Origin of the sequence: Lipingzhangella halophila (genome assembly GCF_014203805.1) — a bacterium.
Classification (GTDB): Bacteria; Actinomycetota; Actinomycetes; order Streptosporangiales; family Streptosporangiaceae; genus Lipingzhangella; species Lipingzhangella halophila.
On the sequence record NZ_JACHJT010000002.1, the window covers coordinates 585,547 to 606,515 of the forward strand.

A 20,969-nucleotide genomic window follows, 5' to 3' on the forward strand; every position below is an offset into this window, starting at 1 on the left:
ATGCCCGATACGGCGAACCTCTCCACGGGATGGCTGTTGGCCATCTCCGTGCTCTCGATCGCGACACTGCTCTTCCTGATCATCCGGGTGCGGCTGCACGCCATCCTGGCCCTGATCCTGGTCAGCGCCGGTACCGCCCTGGCGACCGGGATACCGGTGCCGGACCTGGTGCCCACACTCATCGACGGAATGGGGTCGACCCTCGGCTCGGTCGTGCTCCTCATCGGCCTCGGCGCGATACTGGGCAGACTCATCGAGCTGTCCGGCGGGGCGCGCGTGCTGGCCGACGGCCTCCTACGGCTGTTCGGCGAGAAGCGGGCGCCGCTGGCGCTGAGCGTCGCGTCGCTCTTCTTCGGCTTCCCGATCTTCCTCGACGCGGCCTTCGTGGTGATGCTGCCGGTCATCTTCTCGGTCGCGCGCCGGATGGGCGGCTCGCTGCTGATCTACGCCCTGCCGTCGACCGGCGCGTTCCTGATGATGCACGCGCTGCTGCCGCCGCACCCGGGTCCGGTGGCGGCCACCGAGCTCATCGGCGCTGACATGGGTCTCGTGGTTCTCGTGGGGCTCCTCATCGGACTTCCCACGTGGTACCTGTGCGGCCACCTGCTCGGGCTCTGGCTGGGCCGCCGCGTGAACGCTCCGGTCCCCACCATCCTCGGCACGCCCGAGCAGGAGGACTCCCCCACGCTGGGCCCGCCGCCGCACCTCGGCACCCTGATCTTCCTGCTGCTGCTACCGGTCGGACTCATCTTCACGAACACCAGCCTCGAAGCGCTCGCCGTCGCGGGCACCATCGACTCCGAGGCCCAGTGGGTGCACGCGCTGCAGGCGGTCGGCGAGACCCCGGTGGCGCTGTTCATCACGGTGCTGGTCGCGCTGTGGCTGCTGGGCTGGCGGCGCCGGCACAGCGGGGACACGTTGGAACGCATCATCGACCAGGCGCTCGCCCCGGTCTGTACGATCATCGTGCTCACCGGAGCGGGCGGGATGTTCGGCGCCGTGCTCAGCGAGAGCGGGATCGGCGACGCTATGGCCCAGAGCCTGGACAACCTGGGGCTCCCGCTGATCGTCGCGTCCTTCCTGATCGCCACGGTGATGCGGGTCGCCCAGGGCTCGGCGACGGTCGCCGCCACGACGGCCGCCGGACTGATGGCGCCGGCGATCACCGCCGCGAGCGGTTTCTCCGGGTTCGAGCTGGCGCTCATGGTCATCGCGATCGCTGCCGGCTCGATCGTGCTCTCGCACGTGAACGACTCGGGTTTCTGGCTGGTCCGCGGGTTCCTGGGGTTGGACACCGTGACCATGTTGCGGACCTGGACCGTGCAGTCGACCGCCATCGGCACGATGGCCTTCGTGCTCTGCCTCGCGCTCTACGCGGTGGCCTAGCGGTGGCGCGGCCCCTACCCGCGCGTGTGCTCCCGGAGGGGCGAACGGCCCCCCAGGGACGCCGTGAGGCGGGCCGCGCCATCGGCGACGAGTGCCTGCAGGTCCGAACGAAGCTGCTCCGACCAGCGGTGCAGCGGGACCGAGACACTTATGGCCGCGACCGTCGCCCCCGTGCGGTCCCGCACGGGGGCGGCGACGCAGCAGACGTCCGGGTTCGACTCGCAGATCTCCACGGCGACCCCGGACGCGCGGATCCCGGCCAGCTCGTCGAGCAACTGCGGAACCCCGGTGATGCTGTTGGCGGTCATGGCCGGCAACGGGCCGCCGCCGAACCGGTGCCGCAGCTCGGCCTCGGGCAACGCGGACAGCAGTGTCTTGCCCAAGGCCGTGCAGTGCGCCGGCACCCGTCCGCCCAGGGTGGAGACCATGCGCACCGCCTGCGAGCTGTCGACCTTGGCGATGTAGACGACGTGGGTCCCGTCCAGGACGGCCACATGCGACGTCTCGTTGCACTGCGCCACCACCTCGTGGGCCACCTGCTGGCCGATCTTGGCGATGTCGAGCTGCTCGGCGTAGGCGCTGCCCAGCCGGAAGAGCTGCAGCCCGAGCTGGTACCGGCCCGGGATGTCCGGGTGGAGGCGGAGGTAGCCGCGGTCGCTCAACGTGTGCAGCAGCTCGTGCACCGAGGTGCGGGGCAGGTCCAGCTCCTTGACGATCTCGGGCGCGCTGACGGAGTCGCGCCCGTCGGTGAACAGTTCGAGGATGTCCAGGCTGCGGATGAGAGCGGGCGTGCGGCGTGCCATGGGGTGGTCGCTCCTCGTCGTGAGCAGGGTCAATCAGGACGGGACCAGGCCGGGGGCCGGCCGGTGTGTTAGCTTCCCGCTGACGAAAAATTGAACTTCATTCAATATATCGAACAAACTTTGGGGGTTCAAATGCGCATCACAGCCGTGGACACCTTCGTGCTCGGTACCCCGTGGCGCGACCTCAGCTACGTCCGCGTCAGCACGGACGAGGGGCTCACCGGCGTCGGCGAGACCCGGATGCTGGGGCACACCCGAGCGCTGCTCGGGTACCTGGAGGAGGCGGCCCGCAACCACGTCATCGGGTCCGACCCGTTCGACATCGAATCGCTCGTGTGGCGCATGAAGCACGGAGACTACGGCCGCGCGGGCGAGATCGCCATGTCGGGAATCGCCTGCGTGGAGATGGCGTGCTGGGACATCATGGGCAAGGCGCTGGGGCAGCCGGTCTGGCGGCTCCTGGGCGGCAAGGTCCGCGACCGGGTCAAGGCGTACGCCAACGGCTGGTACACGGTCGAGCGCACCCCGGAGGAGTTCCACGCCGCCGCCCAACGAGCGGTGGAACGGGGCTACCGCGCGCTGAAGTTCGACCCGTTCGGCCCCGGCCAGTGGGAGCTGGAGCCGCATGAGCGGCGGCTGTCGGTCGGCCTGGTCGAGGCGGTGCGCGACGCGGTGGGTCCCGATGTCGAAATCCTCGTTGAGATGCACGGCCGGTTCGCGACCTCCGAAGCCGTCCGGGTGGCGAGGGAGCTGGCGCCCTTCGACCCGAGCTGGATCGAGGAGCCGGTGCCGCCGGAGAACCTCAAAGCGCTCGCGAAGGTGGCGGAACACGTCGACCTGCCCGTGGCCACAGGCGAGCGTATCCACGACCGCACCGAGTTCCGCGAGCTGTTCGAGCTGCAGGTCGCCAACATCATCCAGCCCGACGTCGGCCACATCGGCGGCCTGCTGGAGACCAAGAAGCTCGCGGCGACCGCGCAGACCCACTACATGATGCTCGCCCCGCACAACGTTGGCGGCCCCGTGCTCACGGCCGCGAACCTGCACCTCGCTGCGGGCACGACCAACTTCAAGATCCAGGAGAACTTCAACGACTTCGCCGACGAGCACGTCAAGCGGGCCGCCCCGGGAGTGCCCGAGGTCGTTGACGGCTACTTCCCGCTCCCGCAAGGGCCGGGGCTCGGCGTGCAACTGGACCCGGACTTCATCGCGGAGCACCCCTCGCAGGGCGCGCACTTCGACCTGTACGCCGACGACTGGCACTTCCGCGGCACCAGGGAGCACACGGCGTAGGCCGACCGCGCCCGCCGTGCGGGCGCGACGGTTCCCGCCGGCGCACGGGCGCGCGCTCAGGAGGGGGGACCGGCGATGCCGCGCAGTAGCTGGTCGAGCCCGGCCTTGGTCCGCTCGGCCGGGACACCGGCTCGTTGGTGGTGCAGGACCAGACCGGCGGCGAGCGGAGCCAGGAGCGCGTCGGCGAGGTAGTGGGCGTCCGCCTCCGGGGCGGTGTCGCGCAGCAGCGCGGCGAGGTGCGCGTGGTGCACGGCGTAGGCGCCGGAGGTGTAACGGGCGGTAGGGGTGGCCGCCTCGGCCACCGCGAGGGGCCCGGCCTCGTCCGTGAGCCGGTCAACGTAGGCGTGCAGGAACGCGCGGATGCGCTCGCTCGCGGGAGCGCCGGGACCCAGGGGCGGCGGGCCGCTCAGGAAGCGCTCCTGGAACGCGCGCTCCCCGTCGTCGACCAGGGCGTGCGCCAGCCGGCCGAGGTCGCCGAACCTGCGGTAGACGGTGCCCACCCCGACTCCCGCGGCCGTTGCCACCGCGTCCATGGTCAGCGCGTCGACACCGCGCTCGCGCACCAACTGGTGGGCCGCCGTCAGGATCCGGTGCCTGTTGCGGGCGGCGTCGGCACGCTCGGCCGGCGCGCCGCCCAGGAGCGGAAGCCTCCTGGTGGCCTGCTCCTCCGTTGACTCAGCCACGGTTCGACCCTAGCGGAAAGCACTCCGGCCCTTGCTAAGTGGAGAATTTTCCGTTTAACTGGAGGGGACTCACCAACGGCGACCGAAGGAGGCCACTGTGGCCGACAACACCAATGTCCAACTGTTCACCAGCGCCGATCCCACCGTGTGGTACCAGCCCGAAGACCGGAAGCTCTTCCTCGGCGACGTCCTCGACGCCTCCAGCGGGACCGCCATGAGTGTGGGGTTCGCGCGCTACGCGGCGGGCGCGTCCAACGCCTGGACCATGAGCTATGACGAAGCCCTGATCATCACCACCGGCCGCTTCTCGGTACGGCACGCCGGGGGCGTCACCACGGCGGAAGCGGGGGAGGTCATCTACCTGCGCGCGGAGACGGAGCTGACCTACGCCGCCGAGACCGACACCGAACTGGTCTACGTCGCCCACCCGCACTGGCTGGCAGCCACCGAGCAGGCCGGGCGGCAGGCCCAGCTCGACATCTTCCAGCCGGTGCCGCCGGCGGCGACCGAGGGGATCGTGGCCACCGAGCGCCGCTGAGGCATCGATGTGCGCCGATCTTGCGGATTTCGTCCCTTCGCAGCACGGTCGGATTCCGGTGTTTCCGGGCATGCGCCCGGGGCTGGGGCCGCGATCACCCGGTACTGGCGGGTGGTGGTCGTGCGCCCGACGGAGGCAGCGAAGGCGGTGGATGGGCCAGCCCGCAGGAATCGGTACGGGTGCCCGATGGTGACGCGCGCGACGGGGGCGGCGAGGGCGGTGGATGGGGCGCAGCGAGAGTGTCTGTGGCGTCATTCTCGGCACTGAACATGTCCGCATAGTCAGTTTCGGTGCGGCGACGACCCCGGAGAGCCCGAGCCCCGCGCCGGGCGACACCGGGAAGCACTCCCGCCCCACACCGCCCTCGCCACCCGTTGGGCGCGCCATCACCGGGCACCCGGAACGACTCCCGCGGGCTGGCCCCTCCGTTGCCTTCGCCGCTCTCGTCGCGTGCGCCACCCTCAGCGGCCAGTATCGGAGGAACGTGCCCCTATCCGAGGGCGCTGGCCCCAACACACCGAAACCCACGGAACTCCACCGAGCGTTTCAGGAACGATCTACTCAAGATCAGCGCAGCGCGGCGGCGGGCGGGTGTTCGCGCATCGCACCGTAGGCCAGCAGATAGGGCGGAATCCGCCGGGCCCACGGGACGCGCTGGGCGACGCGCAGGGGCAGCGGCAGGCGCGCGGCGTCGCTGAAGTCGATCTCGCCCGCCAACGCCGGCCGCACGACCTTGGTGTGGATCGCGCGTTGCAACCCCTGGATGAGGACCGTGGTGGGCCAGCGCCGGCGCTGGATCGCCGCGACGTTCGCGCGGCCGAGGGTGCCGTCGCGCAGCGGCTCGGCGAGGTGCCGTGCGGCGGCGACGGCGTCCTGCACGGCGAGGTTGATGCCGACCCCGCCGACCGGCGACATGGCGTGTGCGGCGTCGCCGATGCACAGCAGCCCTGGAACGTGCCAGCGCCGCATGCGATCCAGCTTGACACTGAGCAGCTTGACGTCGTCCCAGCTCCGCAGGAGGCCGCGGTCCGCGAGCCAGGGCAGCAGGTCCACCAGTGTCCGGTTGAACTCCTCGATGGGGCGGGCGCGGCTGGCGGCGTCGGTTCCCTTGGGGATGAGCGACGCGGCCTGGTAGTAGTCACCGCGGTCGATCAGGAACGTGAACTTGCCGTCGCTCATCTTGGCGACGATGCCCTCCGTGTCGTGCGGCAGCCGGGGCAGCCTGAACCACCAGACGTCCATCGGGGTGGAGAAGTCCCGCAGCCCCAGCTCCGGCAGCTCCCGGGCGAGGGAGTCGCGGCCGTCGCAGGCCACGGTGATGGTCGCGCGGAGGTCGCCCGTCTCGCCGTCGCTGGTGCGGTAGCGCACGCCGTTGACGCGTCCGCGCTCCCGGATGAGGCTGGTCGCCTCGGTGTTCATCCGCAGGTGGAACGTGGGCTCCTGCGCTCCGGCGTTGGCGAGGAGGTCGAGAAGGTCCCACTGGGGGACCATCGCGATGTAGTTGTACTTGGTCCGCAGCTGGGTGAAGTCGCCGAGTGTGAGGAACTGCCCCTCGGGGCCCACCGGCACCTGGGCCCGGTCCACCCGCCGTTGGGGCAGCTGGGCGAACTTCTCGCCGAGCCCCAGCTCATCGAGCAGCGCCATGGTCGTGGGGTGCACAGTGTCGCCGCGGAAGTCGCGGAGGAAGTCGCCGTGCTTCTCCAGGACGGTGACCTCCACCCCCGCGCGGGCGAGCAGGAGTCCCAGGACCATGCCGGCCGGGCCTCCGCCGATCACACAGGCTGTCGTCCGAGTCATGGACCGTCCTCCTCTTTCGGATCATCGGTCGCTACCGGGCCGCCGGCAAACAGCGGGCTCTTCAAGGGTCTGCCCGGCCCCGTCGAAGCGAACCCGCGTGGAAGGCCGGGAGGCGCATCTGGTTCCGCGAGCCGCGGCCGGCCGGGTGGCCGCTGATCCGCAGGCGCCCCGGGCTGTCCGGACGAGCGCTCGTGGCGCACCCGCTCCACCGCGCCGGCCCGCCCGGCATCGTGCGAGTAGAGCTCCGGCCGCGACTGGCGTCCCCGCGCTGAATCGTCATTGTTGCGCAGGTCATGGAGTTGAGATACGGTCACCGACGGCCAATGTTCGGTATGCGTATTAATGTGCGCATTCCGATTCCCGTTCCAGCAGACTCTGCCGGCGCAAGGAGCGCGCATGAACGCCGTCGCCAACTTCTTCAGCAGACTCGTCAACCGCTACCTGCCCGACCCCCTCGTCATCGCGGTCATCCTGACGTTCTTCACGCTGCTGCTGGCCATGGCCGTCGAGGGCACCTCGTTCCTGGCGGCCACGCAGCACTGGGGCGACGGCTTCTGGGACCTGCTCGAATTCACGATGCAGATGGCGATCATCCTGCTCGCCGGGTACATGCTGGCCAAGACCCCGCTGGTCGACCGGGCGCTCGACATCATGATCTCCCCGGTATCGAACCCCCGTACCGCCATCATCGTCGCCACGCTCGTCGGCGGTATAGGTACCTGGCTCAACTGGGGGTTCGGCCTGGTCATCGGCGGAATCGTCGCCCAGAAGCTCGCGCTGCACGTTCGCGGGCTGCACTACCCGCTGGCCATCGCCTCGGCCTACTCCGGGTTCGCGCTCTACGGCGTCGGCCTGTCGGGCTCCGTCCCGCTCGTCATCGCCACCAAGGGGCACTTCCTTGAGGACCAGATCGGGATCGTCGGCCTGGGCGAGACCATCTTCTCCCCCGTCATCCTCACCACGGTGGCGCTGGTCATCGTGCTGCTGCCGCTGTTCAACGCGCTACTGCACCCCAAGCGCGACGCCGAGGTCACCGAGATCGACCCCGGCACCGTCCCGGCGGCCCCCACCGAACCGGAGGCCGGGGCGGAGCGCGAGCGCACGTTCAGCAGCTGGCTGAACGACAGCCCGGTCATCGGAATCGCCATCGGCGCCCTGGGGATGCTCTGGGTGGTGCTGCACTTCAGCAACGGCGGCTCGCTGGAGCTCAACACCGTCAACTTCCTCTTCGTGTTCCTCGGGCTGCTGCTGTTCGCCCGCCCCTCCCGGTACCTCGCCACCCTGCAGGACGGCGTCCGCACGATCGCCGGGATCGTCATCCAGTACCCCTTCTACGCGGGCATCATGGCGATCCTCGTCGGCTCCGGCCTGATGGTCACCATCGCCGAGGGTTTCGCTTCGGCGGCCAGCGCGGAGTCCCTGCCGCTGTGGTCCTTCGTCTCCGGCGGACTGATCAACATCCTCGCCCCCTCGGGCGGTGGGCAGTGGGCCGTCCAGGGTCCGGTGATGATGGAGACCGCGCGGACGCTCGGCGCCGACGTCGCCGCAACGGCGGTCGCGGTCCAGGTCGGCGACCAGTGGACCAACATGATCCAGCCGTTCTGGATCCTGCCGGTCCTGGCGATCTCCAAGCTCCACCTGCGGGACGTCATGGGCTACCTGGTCCTCGTCCTGGTCTTCCTCGGAGTCCTGTTCGGCGGCGCCATGCTCACCTGGGGCTACCTGGCGGCATGATGGCCGCAGCGGACAGCGGCACTACGGAAGGGTTAGCCATGCGGTTCAGCCAGCGGCCAGAAGGCTCCACGTGGGGCGACTTTCCCGAAGACGACCAGGGCGGCATGGTGGGGCGGCTGAACCTCCTCACCCCCGAGAAGGTGCGCCAGGGCGCGGCGGAGGTCCGCGAGGGACGCGCGTTCAGCCTCAGCCTCCCCCTGGACTGCCCGTACCGGCCGGCGCTCAACCCGAACCGGTTGCCGCCCGTGGTGCGCCCGACGCTCCGCCAGGGATTCGTGAACTTCAACTGCGACATGCGCCGGATCGACCCCGAGACCACCGACGTCATGTGCGACGACCTCGTGGTGCTGCACACGCAGTACTCCACGCACTGGGACTCGCTCGCGCACGCTGGTACGCGCTTCGACGCCGATGGCGACGGGGCCGAGGAGGCCGTCTACTACGACGGCTACCGCGCCGGGACCGATGTCGTGGGCCCCGCGGACACCGGCGGCGCCGGCCTTGACAGCCTTCCGGGGCCGTCCACCTCCACGGGCGGGCCGCTCGGCGTCGACGCGATGGCGCGCGCCGGGGTCCAGGGACGCGGTGTGCTCCTCGACCTGCGGGCGCACCTCGGGGACGAGTGGCAGCGCGTCGGGCTCGACACGCTGCGCGAGGTGCTGGCCGCCGATGGGGTCGAGGTCGAACCCGGTGACGTGCTCTGCCTGCACACCGGCTTCGCCGAGCACCTGCTGGAGAAGGGCGAGGACATCGACGGCGAGGAGCTGCGGCAACGCGGTGCCGGGCTCGACGGGCGCGACGAGGCGCTGCTGGGGTGGATCACCGACTCCGGCATCGCCGCGATCGTGGCCGACAACTACGCGGTCGAGGCGGTCCCCGCCGGGCCGGCCGAGGGGCCCGCGCCGTTCCTGCCGCTGCACCGGCACTGCCTGTTCACGCTGGGGATGCCGCTGGGCGAGCTGTGGCGGCTCACCCCGTTGGCCGACCACCTGCGCCGCACCGGCCGGTCGCGCTTCCTGCTCACCGCGCCGCCGCTGAACCTGCCCCGCGCCACCGGCTCGCCGGTCACCCCCGTGGCCACCGTGTGAGCAGCCCAATGCCGACTGGAGGTGCGACCATGGCCGATCCATTGCCCGAGCGCGTCCTCGTTACCGGAGGCGCGAGCGGCATCGGCGCGGCGATCGCCGACCGCTGCGCGGCCACCGGGTACGAGGTGCTGGTTCTCGACCGGCAGCCCAGCGAGCACCCGCACACCGTGGTGGATCTCGCCGACCCCGATGCCACCGCCGCGGCGCTGGAGTCGGCGCTGGCGAGCGGGCCGATCACCCGGCTGGTGAACAACGTTGGGGCGGTGTTTCCCGCGGCGGTCGAGGACGCGACCCTGGCGGAGCACCAGTCCGCGTGGGAGCTCAACGTGCGCTCGGCGGTGCAGTGCACCGCCGCCCTCACCCCCTCGATGCGCGAGGCCGGCTTCGGCCGGATCGTCTCGCTCAGCTCACGCGCGGCACTCGGCAAGGAGATGCGCTCGGCCTACGCAGCGACCAAGAGCGCCCTCATCGGGCTCACCCGAGTGTGGGCGCTGGAGCTGGGTGAGCACGGCATCACCGCCAACGCGGTCGGTCCCGGCCCCATCGCGACTCCGCTGTTCGAGGAGGCGAACCCGCCGGGCGCTCCGCGCACCCAGGCGATTGTCGACAGCGTCCCGGTCGGCCGTATGGGAACGCCGCAGGACGTCGCACACGCGGTGGATTTCCTCCTCGACGCCCGCTCGGGCTTCGTCACCGGGCAGACGCTGTACGTGTGCGGCGGAATGACGGTCGGATCCGCGTCCGTGTGACGGGCGCGGACGAGGCACCGCAACCACGAGCGAGAGGAGAGCGGCGTGCCGTACATGGTTGAGACCCACGACAAACCGGACAGCCAGGAGCTGCGCGAACGCGTCCGCCCCGAGCATCTCGACTTCCTCGCCGAACACGCGCGCCTGCTGCTGGCCTGCGGCGCGAAGCTCACCGACGATGGCAGCGGCGCGTCGGGCGGCCTCTACCTGCTCGACGTCGACACCCGCGAGGAGGCCGAGGCGTTCATCGCGGCCGACCCGTTCTCGCGCGCCGGACTGTTCAGCCGGGTCGAGGTGACCCGCTGGCGCAAGGCGTACCTCGACGGGCGCTGCCACCTCGACGAACCCACGCCCTGACGCAAAGGACCCGACATGCTGTTCTCCGTGACGATGCGCGTCGACCTGCCCACCGACATGGACCCCGGCGCCAAACGCGAGCTGCTCCAGCGGGAGCGGGAGTACTCCCAGGAACTGCAGCGCGGCGGCGAGTGGGTGCACATCTGGCGGGTCGTCGGCTCGTACGCCAACATCAGCGTCTTCGACGTCGCCGACGGGGACCGGTTGCACGGGATCCTGTGGAACCTCCCGCTGTTCCCGTACATGACGGTCGAGGTCACTCCACTCGCCGCGCACCCCTCCGACATCCGCGCGGGCTAACCCGCACCGCCGCGCCAGAGCCCGGCCGGCTCCGGGGTGCTGCCGGCGGCTGTGTGCTCGCCCGGCCAATCGGCCGGGATCTCCCTTTAACCGGACGAACGGCCAGCGGGCGGCGCGGGGAACGGGGTGTCCTCCCACCTCTCGGGTCAGCGGGTCCGGCCACGGCGCGCCGCGATGACGCGGAGCAACGCCGGGAACACGCCGAGCGCCCCTGCGACCAGCACCGCGACCGTGATGTCGGGCAACCAGGTCATGGCCATGTGCGGCCCTACGCTCAGTAACAGCCACCCGGCGGTCGCCACGGCTGCCCCGCCGATAAGTGCCCATGCCAGCGTCCCCCCGAGGCGTGGCCGGGGTCGCGCGGCCAGGCGCCGCGCCAGGTTCATCCGCACACCCAGCACGGTCCCCGCGGCCAGGGCGAGCGCCGCGGCCGTGGCTCCCCACACCGCCGCCGGATAGAGCAGGGACGCGCCGGGCCGCTCCGGGGGGTCGCCTTCCGCCAGCAGGGCGGCCATCCCGAGACCGACCCCCTCCAGGAGCTGCGCGTCCTGGAGCAAGGAATAGGCGTTCTGCAGCACCACCACCGCGCGTTCCCGCTCCGGGAGCATGATCACGAGCGCGGAGTGGCCGGGAGTGGCGCCGAAGTGGTAGACCGCCGGGGTTCCGGTCCCGGGCAGCTCCCCTTCGCGCCAGCCGAGCCCGTACCGGCTCGCGGACCCGGGGACGGGCCGCACACCAGTGTGCGCCTCGGCGAGCGTGTCCTCCTCGATGACCTGGGTGCCGCCGACACGTCCACCGTTGAGCTGGAGTTCCGCGAAGGAGCTCAGCGCGGTGAGGTCCCCGCCCAGGTAGCCGTAGGAGACCCCCGCGTCGTCCACACCGTCCGCGATCGGCGCCGGGACGCCCCACAACGGCTGGTGCCCCGCTTCTAGGCCCAGGTCCCGCGCCTCCTCCGCGCTCGTGATGGCCGTCTCGCCCATCCCTGCCGGGTCGAGGACCGCGTCGTGCAGGAACGCGGAGAGGTCCTGGCCCGACCGCTCCTCGATGATGGCGCCCAGCAGCAGGTAGTTCGCGCTGCTGTACGCGTGCTCGCCATATGGGCCCGGGGCGGAGGCGGCGATCCGCTCCACCCGCGGCCCGAACTCCGCTGAGTGCGCCCCGTAGACATCGCTGACCTCGTACGCCGCCTCTGGGCGAATTCCGGCCGACTGGGTGAGCAGGTCGCGGACCGTGGGGTCGATCTCGTCGCCGCCGAACTCGCCGAAGGCGGGCAGGTAGCGACGCACGGGCGCATCGAGCTCGATCCTGCCCTCGTCGGCCAGAACCAGTACCGCCGTCGCGGTCACCGGTTTGGCCACCGAACCCCACAGGAACGGTGTGTGCTCGGTGACGGGCTCTCCCGCGCCGTCCTCCCCGAACGCGCTCCGGTGTTCGACGCCGTCGGGTCCGACCACCGCGTAGGCGAGGCCGGGGGCGTCGACGGCCGCCATGTGTTCGTGCACGTAGGCGTCCATCCGTGCGTACGGCGTATCGCCGGAGCCGGGAGTGGGCGCCGCGAGAGCGGGGGTGGTTGCGGTGACCGTGGCCGCCAGGAGTGTGGCGGTCGCGGCCGTCAGGGCTTTCGGTGTTCCCGGCATGGAAGCGCCTCTCGATAACCGTATATCCATACGATTATTACCGTACACTGATACGGTTATCAAGTGTCCAGGACAGCAGACCATGCCCAGCGCCGCAGCCAGATCGCCCGAGCCGTGTGCGAGCTGATCGCCAAGGACGGCTTCGACACCGTCACCGTGGCGCGCACGGCCGCCCGCGCCGGCGTCTCGGTCGGCCTGGTGCAGCACTACTTCCCCAGCAAGGACGACCTCCTGCTGCGCGCCTTCCAGGAGGTCAGCGACACCGCCCGAGGGCGCGTCGCAGCGGTGATCGAAGAGGGCACGCGACACGAGCGCTCCATCGCGGCGGTCCTCCTCGACGCGTTCACCGAGTACCTGCCGCTGGATGGCACCAGGCGGACGGAGCACCGGGTCACCCGGGCCTTCGCCGGCCGCTCTCTGGACAGCCCTCGGCTGGCCGAGGTGGACGCGCGCACCGCTTCCGCCCTGCGCGCTGAGGTGGCCCAGGCGGTGCGCAACGGTGTCGAGTGCGGTGAGGTCGAACCCGGCACCGACGCGGACACCGCGGCGGTCCGGCTCACCGCCGTCTCCGAGGGCCTGGCCACCCAGGTTTACCGGGAGACCCGCCAGCGGGAGGAGGCGGCCCCCTCGAACGGAGACCAGCGGGCCAGCGGCCACGAGCATACCGCCGCGCGCGCCACGGCCATCCTGCGCGCCGAGCTCGCCGCCGTGTTCACTGGTGAGTGCCGCCAGTACGCGCGCTGAGCGGCACTCCCACACCGGAAGGGCCCCGGGTGCGCCAGATGGACGCCGCGGCGTTCCGCGGCGCCCCCGACCGCCGCTACGCGGCGGCACCTCCGTCGAGCACCAGGTCCGTGCCGACCGCGTACCCGGATTCCGCCGAGGCGAGGTACAGCACGCCCGCCGCGATCTCGTCTCGCCTACCTACCCGGCCGACCGGGCTGTCGTCCCGCAGCCGGGCCGCGCGCTCCTGATCGGTCTCGCCGGGCAGCAGCGACATCGAGGTGTCCGTGGCACCGGGGCTGAGCGCGTTGATCCGCACCCCCTCGCTGATGTGCGCGAGCGCCGCCGCCCGGGTAAGCGCGCTCACCGCCGCCTTCGTGGCACCGTAGGCGGCCAGGGCGGGAAGCCGCGTGTGCGGGCCGACATTGGACGAGACGTTCACGACCGCCCCGCCGCCGTGCTCGCGCATGTGTCCGATCTGGTGCCGCATCGCCAGCAGGACCCCGGTGACGTTCACGTCCAGCATCGCCCGCCACTCCTGCTCGTCGACTTCGGTCAGTGGGCCGAGAGCCCCCAGCATCCCCGCGTTGTTGACGGCGACGTCGAGCGAGCCGAACGTCTCGACAGTGGCCGCGACGAGCCGGGCCATGTCGTCAGACCGTGTGGTGTCGGCGGTGACGGCGGCAGCGCGGCCCCCCGCCTCCTCGACCAGCTTCACGGTCTCGCGCAGGGGCGCGTCCCTGCGGCCCGCGACGACGACCGCCGCGCCCTCCGCCGCGAACTCCCGCGCGATGGTCTGGCCAATTCCGCTGCCACCGCCGGTGACGAGCGCGGTCTTTCCGGTGAACCGATGGGACATGGTGGAACTCCTTCGTAGTAGTGGTGCCAACTGCCGCGCGGTGCCAGACGCCACTGGCGTGCCGCGCGGACGATTCGGCTCAGTGGACTGCGGAGCGGCCGGTCGCACGCGTTCTGCCGGCGATGGACAGCACGCCGCCCCAGAGCAGGTAGAGAGCACCGGAGACGGCGAAGGCCCCCGCGTATCCGGAGGTGGTCGCGATGGTCTGGGCGGCGCCGTCAGCGGCGAGATGCGCGGTGCGGCTCGTGGCGACCGTGACGAACAGCACGAGCCCGGCCGATCCCCCGAACTCCATGGCAGTGTTCATCACCCCGCCGGCCAGCCCGGTCTGCCGCCGCGGCGCACTGGCCGTGATCAGAACGGCGGTCGCGGCGAACGACAACGCGGCTCCCACCGGGAGCAGGACCATGGAGGGCAGGACGCCGGTGGCGAAACTGCTCTGCGGCTCAAGCGCGGAGAGCAGCAGGGCGCCGACCCCGGCGATGGCGAGCCCTGCGGCGCCGACGCGCCGGGCGCCGAAGGAGGCGATCAGCCGTCCGGCCGCGCGGCCCGTGCCGAGGAGCGCTACCGCGTAAGGCAGGAACGCCATGGAGGTGGCCATGGGGGTCCAGCCCTGGACTCCCTGGAGGTACAGCACGACGAGTACGAACAGCAGCGCGGTACCGGCCGAGGTGAGCGCGAGCGCGACGAGCGCGGGGGCGCGCTCCCGGTCGGCGAGGAACCCGAGAGGAAGCAACGGGTCCCGGGTACGCGCCTCGACGGCGACGAACGCGCAGAGCAGCACGATTCCCGTCATAAGCGGCGCCAGGACCGCTGGCGCGGTCCAGGAGTGCTCCTCCGTGACCAGGATTCCGTAACTGAGCAGGCTGATTCCCGCGGTGGCCAGCAGCCCGCCGGGGAGGTCGAGGGCGGCGCGGCCCGCTGGCGGCGCCTCGGGCAGCAGCCGGCGTGCGAGGAGCAGCCCGACCAGCGCGACCAGCACCGGCACGAGGAACATCCAGCGCCAGGAGACCCAGGTCGCCACGAACCCCGAGACGAGCGTTCCAGCGGTGGCGCCGATAATCGAGAGGCCGCCCCAGGTGGCCATCGCCCGGCCGTAGCGTTCGGCATCGGGCAGCGATGCGCGCAGCACCGCGACCGCCGCCGGTGCGACCAGGGCCGCGCCCACTCCCTGCGCGAAGCGTGCGGTCACGAGGCTGGCGAACCCGGGGGCGGCGGCTCCGGCGACCGATGCGGCGAGGAAGACGACCAGCCCGAGGAGGAACAGCCGGCGCCCGCCGTAGCGGTCGGTGAGCCGGCCGCCGAACAGCAGCAGTCCGCTGAACGCCAGCCCGTATCCGGCGGAGATCATGATCAGGCCGGATTGGGGAACGCCAAGCTCGCGGCCAATGGCGGGCAGGGGGACCGTGACCAGGGTCAGTGCGAAGATCAGCGTGATCTGGGTGGCGGCGAGAAGCGTGAAAGCGGCGCGCGCTGGGCTGGGAGGGTGTGGCATTGGCCCGGCCGCCGGGTCCGTTGGGGAATCGCGCTCGGGAGGCTCGTGCGCGTGGGCTGTGGGCACTGGTCGGCCTTTCTGGACGCAAATTTTTGGACCGCTCGATCTAGAATTTGTGCATACGTAGCCCCGGGTGGGATCGCGCGCGAACCGGCTCGCGCGCGGGGGCCGCGCTGTCAGTCCAGCAGCCGCAGCGCCTGCTCGGTCGCGGCGCGCAGCCGGGACGGTTCCTCGCTCGCCTTCCCGGTCACCCGCATGCCCTGGAGCAGCACCACGAGGAACCGGGCGAGCGCGTACGGATCGGCGTCGGAGGCGAGCTCGCCCTGCGCCCGCGCACGCAGCAGCGCGGACGTGAGCGCCGTTTCCAGAGTCAGCCAGTTCTCCCGCACCCGGCGGGCCGCCTCGTCGTCGTGCGGGGCCAACTCGACAGCGGTGTTCGCCATGAAACACCCGCGGCGCCGTTCCTCGCCCATGGACTCCGCGGCGTAGCGCTCTACGAACGCACGCACCGCGGGGAGAGCCGGGCCGGACTCGGACAGCTCCTGCAGTATTCCGGGACTGGTCAGTTCATCGTAGCGTTCAAGCGCGCGCAGGTAGAGATCACGCTTGCCGCCGAACGTCGCGTAGATGCTGGCCCGGGCGACACCGAGCCGATCAACGAGGTCGGCCATGGACGTGGCTTCGTACCCGCGTTCCCAGAACAGCTCCAGCGCGGCGCCCAACGCCGCGTCCGGGTCGAACTCCTTGGTTCGTGCCATACCGGCACTGTACGCATTTCTGAATCGATCAGTCAAAAATTACGGCAACCGGAAGGATGATCGCGGGGGTGCGTCGGTCAGGCCGGGCGGCGCAGTAGCCACGCCCAGAAACTCCGGCGCGGATGGCGTGCCTTGATCGTGCCCGAGCTCACCGCACCGCTTACCCGCAGCACCGGTGCGTTGGGATCGGGCGGGCCCTTCACCTTGTTCACGACGGAGCCACTGGTGGTCGTGGCGTTGTCCAGGTTCACGAACCAGCCGTGCGGCACCACCAGTATCACCGATCCCGACTTGGCGTGGGCCTCGATGGCGATCTCGCGGCGCGGGCACTCGGCGGCGGTGAAGTCGAGCTTGACCGTGCCGGATGTGCACTCCGCCGTGATCTGCGCCGGCACCAGCCAGTAGCCCTCGCGCTTCAGGGAGCCGCTCTTGGTCTGCAGTTCCAGCGGGGGCGTATCGGTGGTCGGCCTGGCCGGCGCGGCAGTGGGCAGGTCAGCGGTGAGGGGTTCCAGATCGGCTCGTGTCTTGGCGGCGTACACGGCGGCGAGGCGCTCGTCCAGCTCGGAGAGGTCGAGTCGGCCTTCGGTCACCGCCTCGCGCACCCGCTCGGCCACGGCCTCGCGGTCGGAGTCGGCCACCCGGACGGCGGGCGTCGCGGGTGCCGTTGCCGGCCTTTCCTGTGCATCGCTCACATTGGGCTCCGTACCGGCTCGAATGACGTCCCCACGAGCATACGGCCGGCCGGCAGCCCGGTCGATCCAGCCGACCAGGCCTGGCCACGCCGCTGCTGGTGGTTCCGGACACCACCGGCGGGGAGGAGCAGGAGGCCGCTGCGGTCAGGCTGGCCGCGGCTCTTCGCCCGTGCCCGGTCAGCCGGCCGCGAGTCCGTGGTCCGCCAGCCACTGCGGGTCGGGCGCCACCTGTTGCAGCACCTCGACGACGAGGTGATCGGGCCCCTCGACCTGGAACCGCCGCTGGCCCCACGGCTCCGTGGTGACAGGTTTGGCGAACTCCAGCCCGGCCGCGCGCAACCGCCGCTCCTCGGCGTCCGCGTCCTCGACGAGCAGGGCGAGGAACCCACCGGGCCGGTCCCGCAGCACCGGGGGAACGGACTCGTGTCCGAGGCGGATCAGGTCCAGGTACACGGCCGGGTGATCGGGATGCTGGACGTCCACGTACCAGCCGATGTCCACGTTCCGGACGAATCCGAAATGCTCGGCCAGCCAGGCGGCACTGGCGGTGGGGTCGCTGGACATGGCGACAACGCCGAGTTCGTGTGTCTGCATGGGGTTCCCTCCCGTGGCTCGAAATCACTCCAAACATAGCACTTCAAATGAAGTACTCCAACTAGAGTGCTAGCGTGGTGCCGTGCGACAGAACACGGCCCGACGTACGGCACTACTCGACGCGGCGATCGACGCCCTGGCCGACCAGGGCACGCGAAAGCTCACCTTCCGCGCCGTTGACGCCCGGGCGGGCGTGCCCATCGGCACCGCCTCCAACTACTTCGCCAACCGGGACGCGTTGCTCGCCCAGGCGGCGGCCCACGTTCACGTGCGCCTCGCCCCGAGCGAAGACGAGCTGGCCGGGATGCAGGCGGCCGCGCCCACCCGGGAGGTGGTACGCGAGGCGATGCACAAGCTTTTCGCGCGGGTGAGCCAGGATCGGGCGGGCTACCTGGCCCTGCTGGAACTGCGGCTGGAGGCGACCCGCCGCCCCGAGCTGCGGCAGGTGCTCATGGACACCGCCGGCCAGAACATCCACGAGAACATCCGGTTCCACGTGGCGGGCGGCTATCCGGGCGGGCGTCAGGCGGTGGCCTCGCTCTACCTGGCGATGAGCGGGTTGATCACCGAGCACCTCACGCTGCCGGAGGCGTGGGAGTGGACGACGTTCCCGGAGCTGATCGACCAGCTCGTCGAGCGGATCCTTCCGGAGTGAGCACGCGGCGCGCGGCGGGCACGAGTCGGCGCGCACGGGCTGGGAGCACTACGGGAGCTCCTCCAGCGCCTCGGCGGCGTCCGCCCGAATCGTGGGGTCTGGATGGTCGGAATAGCGCTCGATCACGGGCCGCGCGGCCGGGTCACGCGTGCCAGCCAGGATGAGCAGGACATAGCCGACCAGGTCCGGACTCAGGCGGTGGAGGCACTCGGTCAACGGCTGTACCACCGGGTAGGGGAGCCATCCTCGCTCCATCGACCGCGCGAGGGAGTTCAGCGCGCTCTCCGCCGCCTCCTCGTTTCGCTCGCGGAGCGCCAGCGCCACCAAGGACGCCGCGACCCGCTCCTTCCAAAGCTGGGCGACTGAGGGAGCGGCCAGCAGGTCCCCCAGCTCGTCGGCCGCGAAGGCGCGTTCCCGCGCACGCGCGGCCGACAGGCGATCCAACGCGTTCTCCCACCAGCGCTCACTCGGCTCGCTCATCTCCGGACGCCCTCCCGCTCCCGTGCTGCCCGCCATCCAGGATGCGGCATCCATCCCGCACCGGAGAGGAACTCTATTCCCACGGCCGAACTAGGCTGGGTGCGTGCGCACCGACCTGACGAGAGCCGACCTTCCCGGACGGGACTTCTACGCCTGGCTGACCGCGGTTGTCGTCCCGCGCCCCATCGCGTGGGTCTCCACCACCTCGCAGGCGGGCGTGGACAACCTGGCGCCGCACTCGTTCTTCACGGTGGCCTCCGCCGATCCGCCGATCGTGCAGTTCACGTCGGTGCGGCGGAAGGATTCGGTGACCAACGCCGAGGCCACCGGGGAGTTCGTGGTCAACTTCGCGCCCGAGCGCCTGCAGCGCGAGATCAACGCCACCGGCACCGGCTTCCCGCCCGAGACCAGCGAGTTCGACGCCGTCGGGGTCGAGCGCGAGCCCAGCGCGGCGGTCACGCCGCCGCGGGTCGCCGCCTCGCCTGTGGCGCTGGAGTGCCGGCTGCACTCCACCCTGCCGATGGGCGACTCGATCCTGGTGTTCGGCGAGGTCGTGCGCGTCAGCGTGCACAGCGACGTTGTCGTGGACGGCCTGCCCGACGTCAACCGGCTCCGCCCGATCGCGCGCCTGGGCAGGAACGAGTGGGGCGCGCTGGGCGAGGTCACCGCGTTGAACCGGATCCGCTACGCCGACTGGCCGGACGGCCACCAGTCCTGACCGGCCCCGCGCGGCGGCACCCGGTGCGGGCCCGGCCGCGGCCCTGGGTGCACACTGGACCGGGAGCCCCACCGCGCGGCCATTCCCGGCGGGGAGATCGCGGGCCCGGGACATGGTTCGGGCCGTGCCCGAACCGCTCCCGAAGCTCGGACTCCGTGAGCGCGGACAGCAACGCCTTACCCAGGACCGTGCAGTGCGCCAGGATCCGTCCGCCCAGGGTGGAGACCATGCGCACCGCCTGCGAGCTGTCGACCTTGGCGATGTAGACGACGTGGGTCCCGTCCAGGATCGCCACGTGGGAGGTCTCGCTGCACCGCGCCACCAGGTCCTGGGCGACCTGCTGGCCGAGCTTGGCGAGGTCGAGCTGCTCGGTGTAGGCGCTGCCCAGCCGGAACAGTTGGAGCCCCGGCTGGTAGCGGCCCGGAACATCGGGGTGAGGGCGCGGGTACCCGCGGTCGCTCAACGTGTGCGGCAGCTCGTGCGCCGAGGGGCGAGGCAGGTTCAGCTCCCTGACGATCCCGGGTGCGCTGACAGACTCGCGCCCGTCCGTGAACAGCTCCAGGATGTCCAGGCTGCGGATGAGAGCGGGCGTGCGGCGTGCCATGGGGTGGTCGCTCCTCGTCGTGAGCAGGTCAACGGGCCCGAGGGGGTGCGGACGGCCACCGGGCCAGCGCGATTCACGTCCCGAACGGCGACGAAAAACAGAACGGGATTCAATATATCGAGCGAGCGCCCCCGCCGTGGAGCGGCACGGCGGCCCGTGCGGCTCGCCCGCGAACCGGCCGGCGTGGGTTCACGAACACCGGGGGTACGCCGGGCGGCTCGCGGCGCGGCCTCCGTGGCTCCGCGCGGTTCAGGAGGATCGGCGGTGCCCGGCCATGATGGCGACCGCCCCCGGCGGTCAGGACGGTACGCCACAGGTCAGTGCCACCCCGTTGATCAAGCGTCGACCTCTCACACCCGCGGTAGCGCGAGGCTAACCCCGGACTGGGTACCGCAGGTGAATGGCACGGCGTCCCTGGATGACACTCGGGTCGTCGAGGAGTAGGTGGCCCCGGTCCAGCTTCGTGAAGTACGGGATTCCCTCGCCGAACAGCACCGGCACAAGGCTGACGCATACCTCGTCTACCAGACCGAGGTCGAGTGCCTGCTGGGTGATCGTCGTGCTGGCGATAGTGACGTCCTGATCGCCGGCGATCTGTCTGGCCCGGGTGATCGCGGCTTCGACTCCATCGACGAACGTCGTTGTGGGCCACTTTGCGGCGGCGTCCTCGGGCGCGCGATGGGTGACCACGACGACGGGGGCGCCTGCCGGGTGTTTGTCACCCCAGCCATGCGCGATGTCGAACAGGCGCCGGCCGGCGACGAGTGCGCCGCAGTTGCCGGTCCACTCTCGTAGCGCCTGCGCACTGGCGTCGTCGACCTGGAACGAAACGGTCTCATTCTGGTTCGGCACGGTCACCTCCCCCGCTTCGTACCATTCGAACAGCTCCCCGATCTTGTCGTCCGGTTCCGCGACGAACCCGTCCAGCGACATCGTCATGTGCGTGAACACTTTGCCCATCGTGAGCCTCCCTCTACCTGTCGGCTGTCGCCCGTATCGACCTCCTATGACCGTGAAACTCATCGG

General features: G+C 70.9%; 23 protein-coding genes. 11 read left to right on the forward strand and 12 right to left on the reverse strand.

The window, feature by feature from the left end:
* Positions 1 to 1,386 (forward strand): GntP family permease, encoded by a 1,386-nt coding sequence (locus F4561_RS29670; protein WP_184585008.1) that lies wholly within the window; start codon positions 1 to 3, stop codon positions 1,384 to 1,386.
* A gap of 14 nt (positions 1,387 to 1,400) precedes the next feature.
* Here the strand turns inward: F4561_RS29670 and F4561_RS29675 are convergent, their stop codons facing one another.
* Complete coding sequence (locus F4561_RS29675) at positions 1,401 to 2,189, reverse strand: IclR family transcriptional regulator (protein WP_184585009.1); 789 nt, start codon at positions 2,187 to 2,189, stop codon at positions 1,401 to 1,403.
* Between the two features lie 132 nt (positions 2,190 to 2,321).
* On the opposite strand from F4561_RS29675, the gene F4561_RS29680 reads away from it, so the two are divergent.
* Positions 2,322 to 3,482, forward strand: coding sequence for a mandelate racemase/muconate lactonizing enzyme family protein (locus tag F4561_RS29680; protein WP_184585010.1), 1,161 nt, complete (start codon positions 2,322 to 2,324; stop codon positions 3,480 to 3,482).
* Positions 3,483 to 3,538: 56 nt separating this feature from the next.
* On the opposite strand, the gene F4561_RS29685 is transcribed toward F4561_RS29680, so the two are convergent.
* The gene (locus F4561_RS29685) at positions 3,539 to 4,165 is read right to left on the reverse strand and encodes a TetR/AcrR family transcriptional regulator (RefSeq protein ID WP_184585011.1); all 627 of its coding nucleotides are present in this window, start codon (positions 4,163 to 4,165) and stop codon (positions 3,539 to 3,541) included.
* A gap of 97 nt (positions 4,166 to 4,262) precedes the next feature.
* Here F4561_RS29685 and F4561_RS29690 point away from each other — a divergent pair, with 97 nt between their 5' ends.
* A complete protein-coding gene (locus tag F4561_RS29690) occupies positions 4,263 to 4,703 on the forward strand; it encodes a EutQ-related cupin domain-containing protein (protein WP_184585012.1) in 441 nt (146 codons plus the stop codon).
* Positions 4,704 to 5,270: 567 nt separating this feature from the next.
* Here the strand turns inward: F4561_RS29690 and F4561_RS29695 are convergent.
* A complete protein-coding gene (locus F4561_RS29695; protein WP_184585013.1) occupies positions 5,271 to 6,500 on the reverse strand; it encodes an FAD-dependent oxidoreductase in 1,230 nt (409 codons plus the stop codon).
* A gap of 396 nt (positions 6,501 to 6,896) precedes the next feature.
* Here F4561_RS29695 and F4561_RS29700 point away from each other — a divergent pair, with 396 nt between their 5' ends.
* Genes F4561_RS29700 through F4561_RS29720 form a run of 5 tightly spaced genes read left to right on the forward strand, consistent with a single transcriptional unit; the run spans position 6,897 to position 10,728 of the window.
* On the forward strand, positions 6,897 to 8,234 hold the full coding sequence (locus F4561_RS29700) for a short-chain fatty acid transporter (RefSeq protein WP_184585014.1): 1,338 nt from the start codon (positions 6,897 to 6,899) through the stop codon (positions 8,232 to 8,234).
* A gap of 38 nt (positions 8,235 to 8,272) precedes the next feature.
* Entirely contained in the window at positions 8,273 to 9,322 is a 1,050-nt protein-coding gene (locus F4561_RS29705; protein WP_184585015.1) for a cyclase family protein, read from the forward strand.
* Between the two features lie 29 nt (positions 9,323 to 9,351).
* Positions 9,352 to 10,071: an SDR family oxidoreductase gene (locus tag F4561_RS29710; protein ID WP_184585016.1), complete on the forward strand. Its 720-nt coding sequence runs from the start codon at positions 9,352 to 9,354 to the stop codon at positions 10,069 to 10,071.
* Positions 10,072 to 10,125: 54 nt separating this feature from the next.
* Positions 10,126 to 10,428, forward strand: coding sequence for a YciI family protein (locus F4561_RS29715; RefSeq protein WP_246438277.1), 303 nt, complete (start codon positions 10,126 to 10,128; stop codon positions 10,426 to 10,428).
* A gap of 15 nt (positions 10,429 to 10,443) precedes the next feature.
* On the forward strand, positions 10,444 to 10,728 hold the full coding sequence (locus F4561_RS29720; RefSeq protein ID WP_184585018.1) for a muconolactone Delta-isomerase: 285 nt from the start codon (positions 10,444 to 10,446) through the stop codon (positions 10,726 to 10,728).
* Between the two features lie 146 nt (positions 10,729 to 10,874).
* Here F4561_RS29720 and F4561_RS29725 read toward each other — a convergent pair whose 3' ends face one another.
* A complete protein-coding gene (locus F4561_RS29725) occupies positions 10,875 to 12,365 on the reverse strand; it encodes a serine hydrolase domain-containing protein (protein ID WP_246438188.1) in 1,491 nt (496 codons plus the stop codon).
* Between the two features lie 63 nt (positions 12,366 to 12,428).
* On the opposite strand from F4561_RS29725, the gene F4561_RS29730 reads away from it, so the two are divergent.
* Positions 12,429 to 13,109, forward strand: a complete 681-nt coding sequence (locus F4561_RS29730; RefSeq protein WP_184585019.1) for a TetR/AcrR family transcriptional regulator — start codon at positions 12,429 to 12,431, stop codon at positions 13,107 to 13,109.
* Positions 13,110 to 13,185: 76 nt separating this feature from the next.
* Here the strand turns inward: F4561_RS29730 and F4561_RS29735 are convergent, their stop codons facing one another.
* The 5 genes from F4561_RS29735 to F4561_RS29755 form a co-directional block, all read right to left on the reverse strand.
* Positions 13,186 to 13,947 (reverse strand): SDR family NAD(P)-dependent oxidoreductase, encoded by a 762-nt coding sequence (locus tag F4561_RS29735; RefSeq protein WP_184585020.1) that lies wholly within the window; start codon positions 13,945 to 13,947, stop codon positions 13,186 to 13,188.
* Positions 13,948 to 14,026: 79 nt separating this feature from the next.
* Positions 14,027 to 15,442, reverse strand: a complete 1,416-nt coding sequence (locus F4561_RS29740) for an MFS transporter (RefSeq protein WP_184585021.1) — start codon at positions 15,440 to 15,442, stop codon at positions 14,027 to 14,029.
* Positions 15,443 to 15,618: 176 nt separating this feature from the next.
* On the reverse strand, positions 15,619 to 16,200 hold the full coding sequence (locus F4561_RS29745) for a TetR/AcrR family transcriptional regulator (protein ID WP_184585022.1): 582 nt from the start codon (positions 16,198 to 16,200) through the stop codon (positions 15,619 to 15,621).
* A gap of 77 nt (positions 16,201 to 16,277) precedes the next feature.
* Positions 16,278 to 16,892 carry a DUF1707 SHOCT-like domain-containing protein gene (locus F4561_RS29750; protein ID WP_184585023.1) on the reverse strand — a complete coding sequence of 205 codons (615 nt, stop codon included), beginning with the start codon at positions 16,890 to 16,892 and terminating at the stop codon, positions 16,278 to 16,280.
* Positions 16,893 to 17,069: 177 nt separating this feature from the next.
* Complete coding sequence (locus tag F4561_RS29755) at positions 17,070 to 17,486, reverse strand: VOC family protein (protein ID WP_184585024.1); 417 nt, start codon at positions 17,484 to 17,486, stop codon at positions 17,070 to 17,072.
* Positions 17,487 to 17,568: 82 nt separating this feature from the next.
* On the opposite strand from F4561_RS29755, the gene F4561_RS33865 reads away from it, so the two are divergent.
* On the forward strand, positions 17,569 to 18,141 hold the full coding sequence (locus F4561_RS33865; protein ID WP_184585025.1) for a TetR/AcrR family transcriptional regulator: 573 nt from the start codon (positions 17,569 to 17,571) through the stop codon (positions 18,139 to 18,141).
* A 48-nt stretch (positions 18,142 to 18,189) separates the two neighbouring features.
* Here the strand turns inward: F4561_RS33865 and F4561_RS29765 are convergent, their stop codons facing one another.
* Positions 18,190 to 18,621 carry a HEAT repeat domain-containing protein gene (locus F4561_RS29765; RefSeq protein WP_184585026.1) on the reverse strand — a complete coding sequence of 144 codons (432 nt, stop codon included), beginning with the start codon at positions 18,619 to 18,621 and terminating at the stop codon, positions 18,190 to 18,192.
* A gap of 103 nt (positions 18,622 to 18,724) precedes the next feature.
* Between F4561_RS29765 and F4561_RS29770 the strand changes: the two genes are divergently transcribed.
* The gene (locus F4561_RS29770; RefSeq protein WP_184585027.1) at positions 18,725 to 19,339 is read left to right on the forward strand and encodes a flavin reductase family protein; all 615 of its coding nucleotides are present in this window, start codon (positions 18,725 to 18,727) and stop codon (positions 19,337 to 19,339) included.
* Here the strand turns inward: F4561_RS29770 and F4561_RS29775 are convergent.
* Both F4561_RS29775 and F4561_RS29780 read right to left on the reverse strand, forming a co-directional pair.
* Positions 19,284 to 19,943 (reverse strand): IclR family transcriptional regulator, encoded by a 660-nt coding sequence (locus F4561_RS29775; RefSeq protein ID WP_184585028.1) that lies wholly within the window; start codon positions 19,941 to 19,943, stop codon positions 19,284 to 19,286. The genes F4561_RS29770 and F4561_RS29775 overlap by 56 nt on opposite strands.
* A gap of 372 nt (positions 19,944 to 20,315) precedes the next feature.
* Positions 20,316 to 20,903, reverse strand: a complete 588-nt coding sequence (locus tag F4561_RS29780) for a dihydrofolate reductase family protein (protein ID WP_184585029.1) — start codon at positions 20,901 to 20,903, stop codon at positions 20,316 to 20,318.
* Positions 20,904 to 20,969: the final 66 nt, after the last annotated feature.

What these genes read in the sequence shown, in the direction of transcription:
- F4561_RS29670 (WP_184585008.1), top strand. Translation starts at nt 1, where the DNA reads ATGCCCGATACGGCGAACCTCTCCACGGGATGGCTGTTGGCCATCTCC.
- F4561_RS29675 (WP_184585009.1), bottom strand. Translation starts at nt 2,189, where the DNA reads ATGGCACGCCGCACGCCCGCTCTCATCCGCAGCCTGGACATCCTCGAA.
- F4561_RS29680 (WP_184585010.1), top strand. Translation starts at nt 2,322, where the DNA reads ATGCGCATCACAGCCGTGGACACCTTCGTGCTCGGTACCCCGTGGCGC.
- F4561_RS29695 (WP_184585013.1), bottom strand. Translation starts at nt 6,500, where the DNA reads ATGACTCGGACGACAGCCTGTGTGATCGGCGGAGGCCCGGCCGGCATG.
- F4561_RS29700 (WP_184585014.1), top strand. Translation starts at nt 6,897, where the DNA reads ATGAACGCCGTCGCCAACTTCTTCAGCAGACTCGTCAACCGCTACCTG.
- F4561_RS29705 (WP_184585015.1), top strand. Translation starts at nt 8,273, where the DNA reads ATGCGGTTCAGCCAGCGGCCAGAAGGCTCCACGTGGGGCGACTTTCCC.
- F4561_RS29710 (WP_184585016.1), top strand. Translation starts at nt 9,352, where the DNA reads ATGGCCGATCCATTGCCCGAGCGCGTCCTCGTTACCGGAGGCGCGAGC.
- F4561_RS29715 (WP_246438277.1), top strand. Translation starts at nt 10,126, where the DNA reads ATGGTTGAGACCCACGACAAACCGGACAGCCAGGAGCTGCGCGAACGC.
- F4561_RS29720 (WP_184585018.1), top strand. Translation starts at nt 10,444, where the DNA reads ATGCTGTTCTCCGTGACGATGCGCGTCGACCTGCCCACCGACATGGAC.
- F4561_RS29725 (WP_246438188.1), bottom strand. Translation starts at nt 12,365, where the DNA reads ATGCCGGGAACACCGAAAGCCCTGACGGCCGCGACCGCCACACTCCTG.
- F4561_RS29735 (WP_184585020.1), bottom strand. Translation starts at nt 13,947, where the DNA reads ATGTCCCATCGGTTCACCGGAAAGACCGCGCTCGTCACCGGCGGTGGC.
- F4561_RS29740 (WP_184585021.1), bottom strand. Translation starts at nt 15,442, where the DNA reads ATGCCACACCCTCCCAGCCCAGCGCGCGCCGCTTTCACGCTTCTCGCC.
- F4561_RS29745 (WP_184585022.1), bottom strand. Translation starts at nt 16,200, where the DNA reads ATGGCACGAACCAAGGAGTTCGACCCGGACGCGGCGTTGGGCGCCGCG.
- F4561_RS29755 (WP_184585024.1), bottom strand. Translation starts at nt 17,486, where the DNA reads ATGCAGACACACGAACTCGGCGTTGTCGCCATGTCCAGCGACCCCACC.
- F4561_RS29765 (WP_184585026.1), bottom strand. Translation starts at nt 18,621, where the DNA reads ATGAGCGAGCCGAGTGAGCGCTGGTGGGAGAACGCGTTGGATCGCCTG.
- F4561_RS29775 (WP_184585028.1), bottom strand. Translation starts at nt 19,943, where the DNA reads ATGGCACGCCGCACGCCCGCTCTCATCCGCAGCCTGGACATCCTGGAG.
- F4561_RS29780 (WP_184585029.1), bottom strand. Translation starts at nt 20,903, where the DNA reads ATGGGCAAAGTGTTCACGCACATGACGATGTCGCTGGACGGGTTCGTC.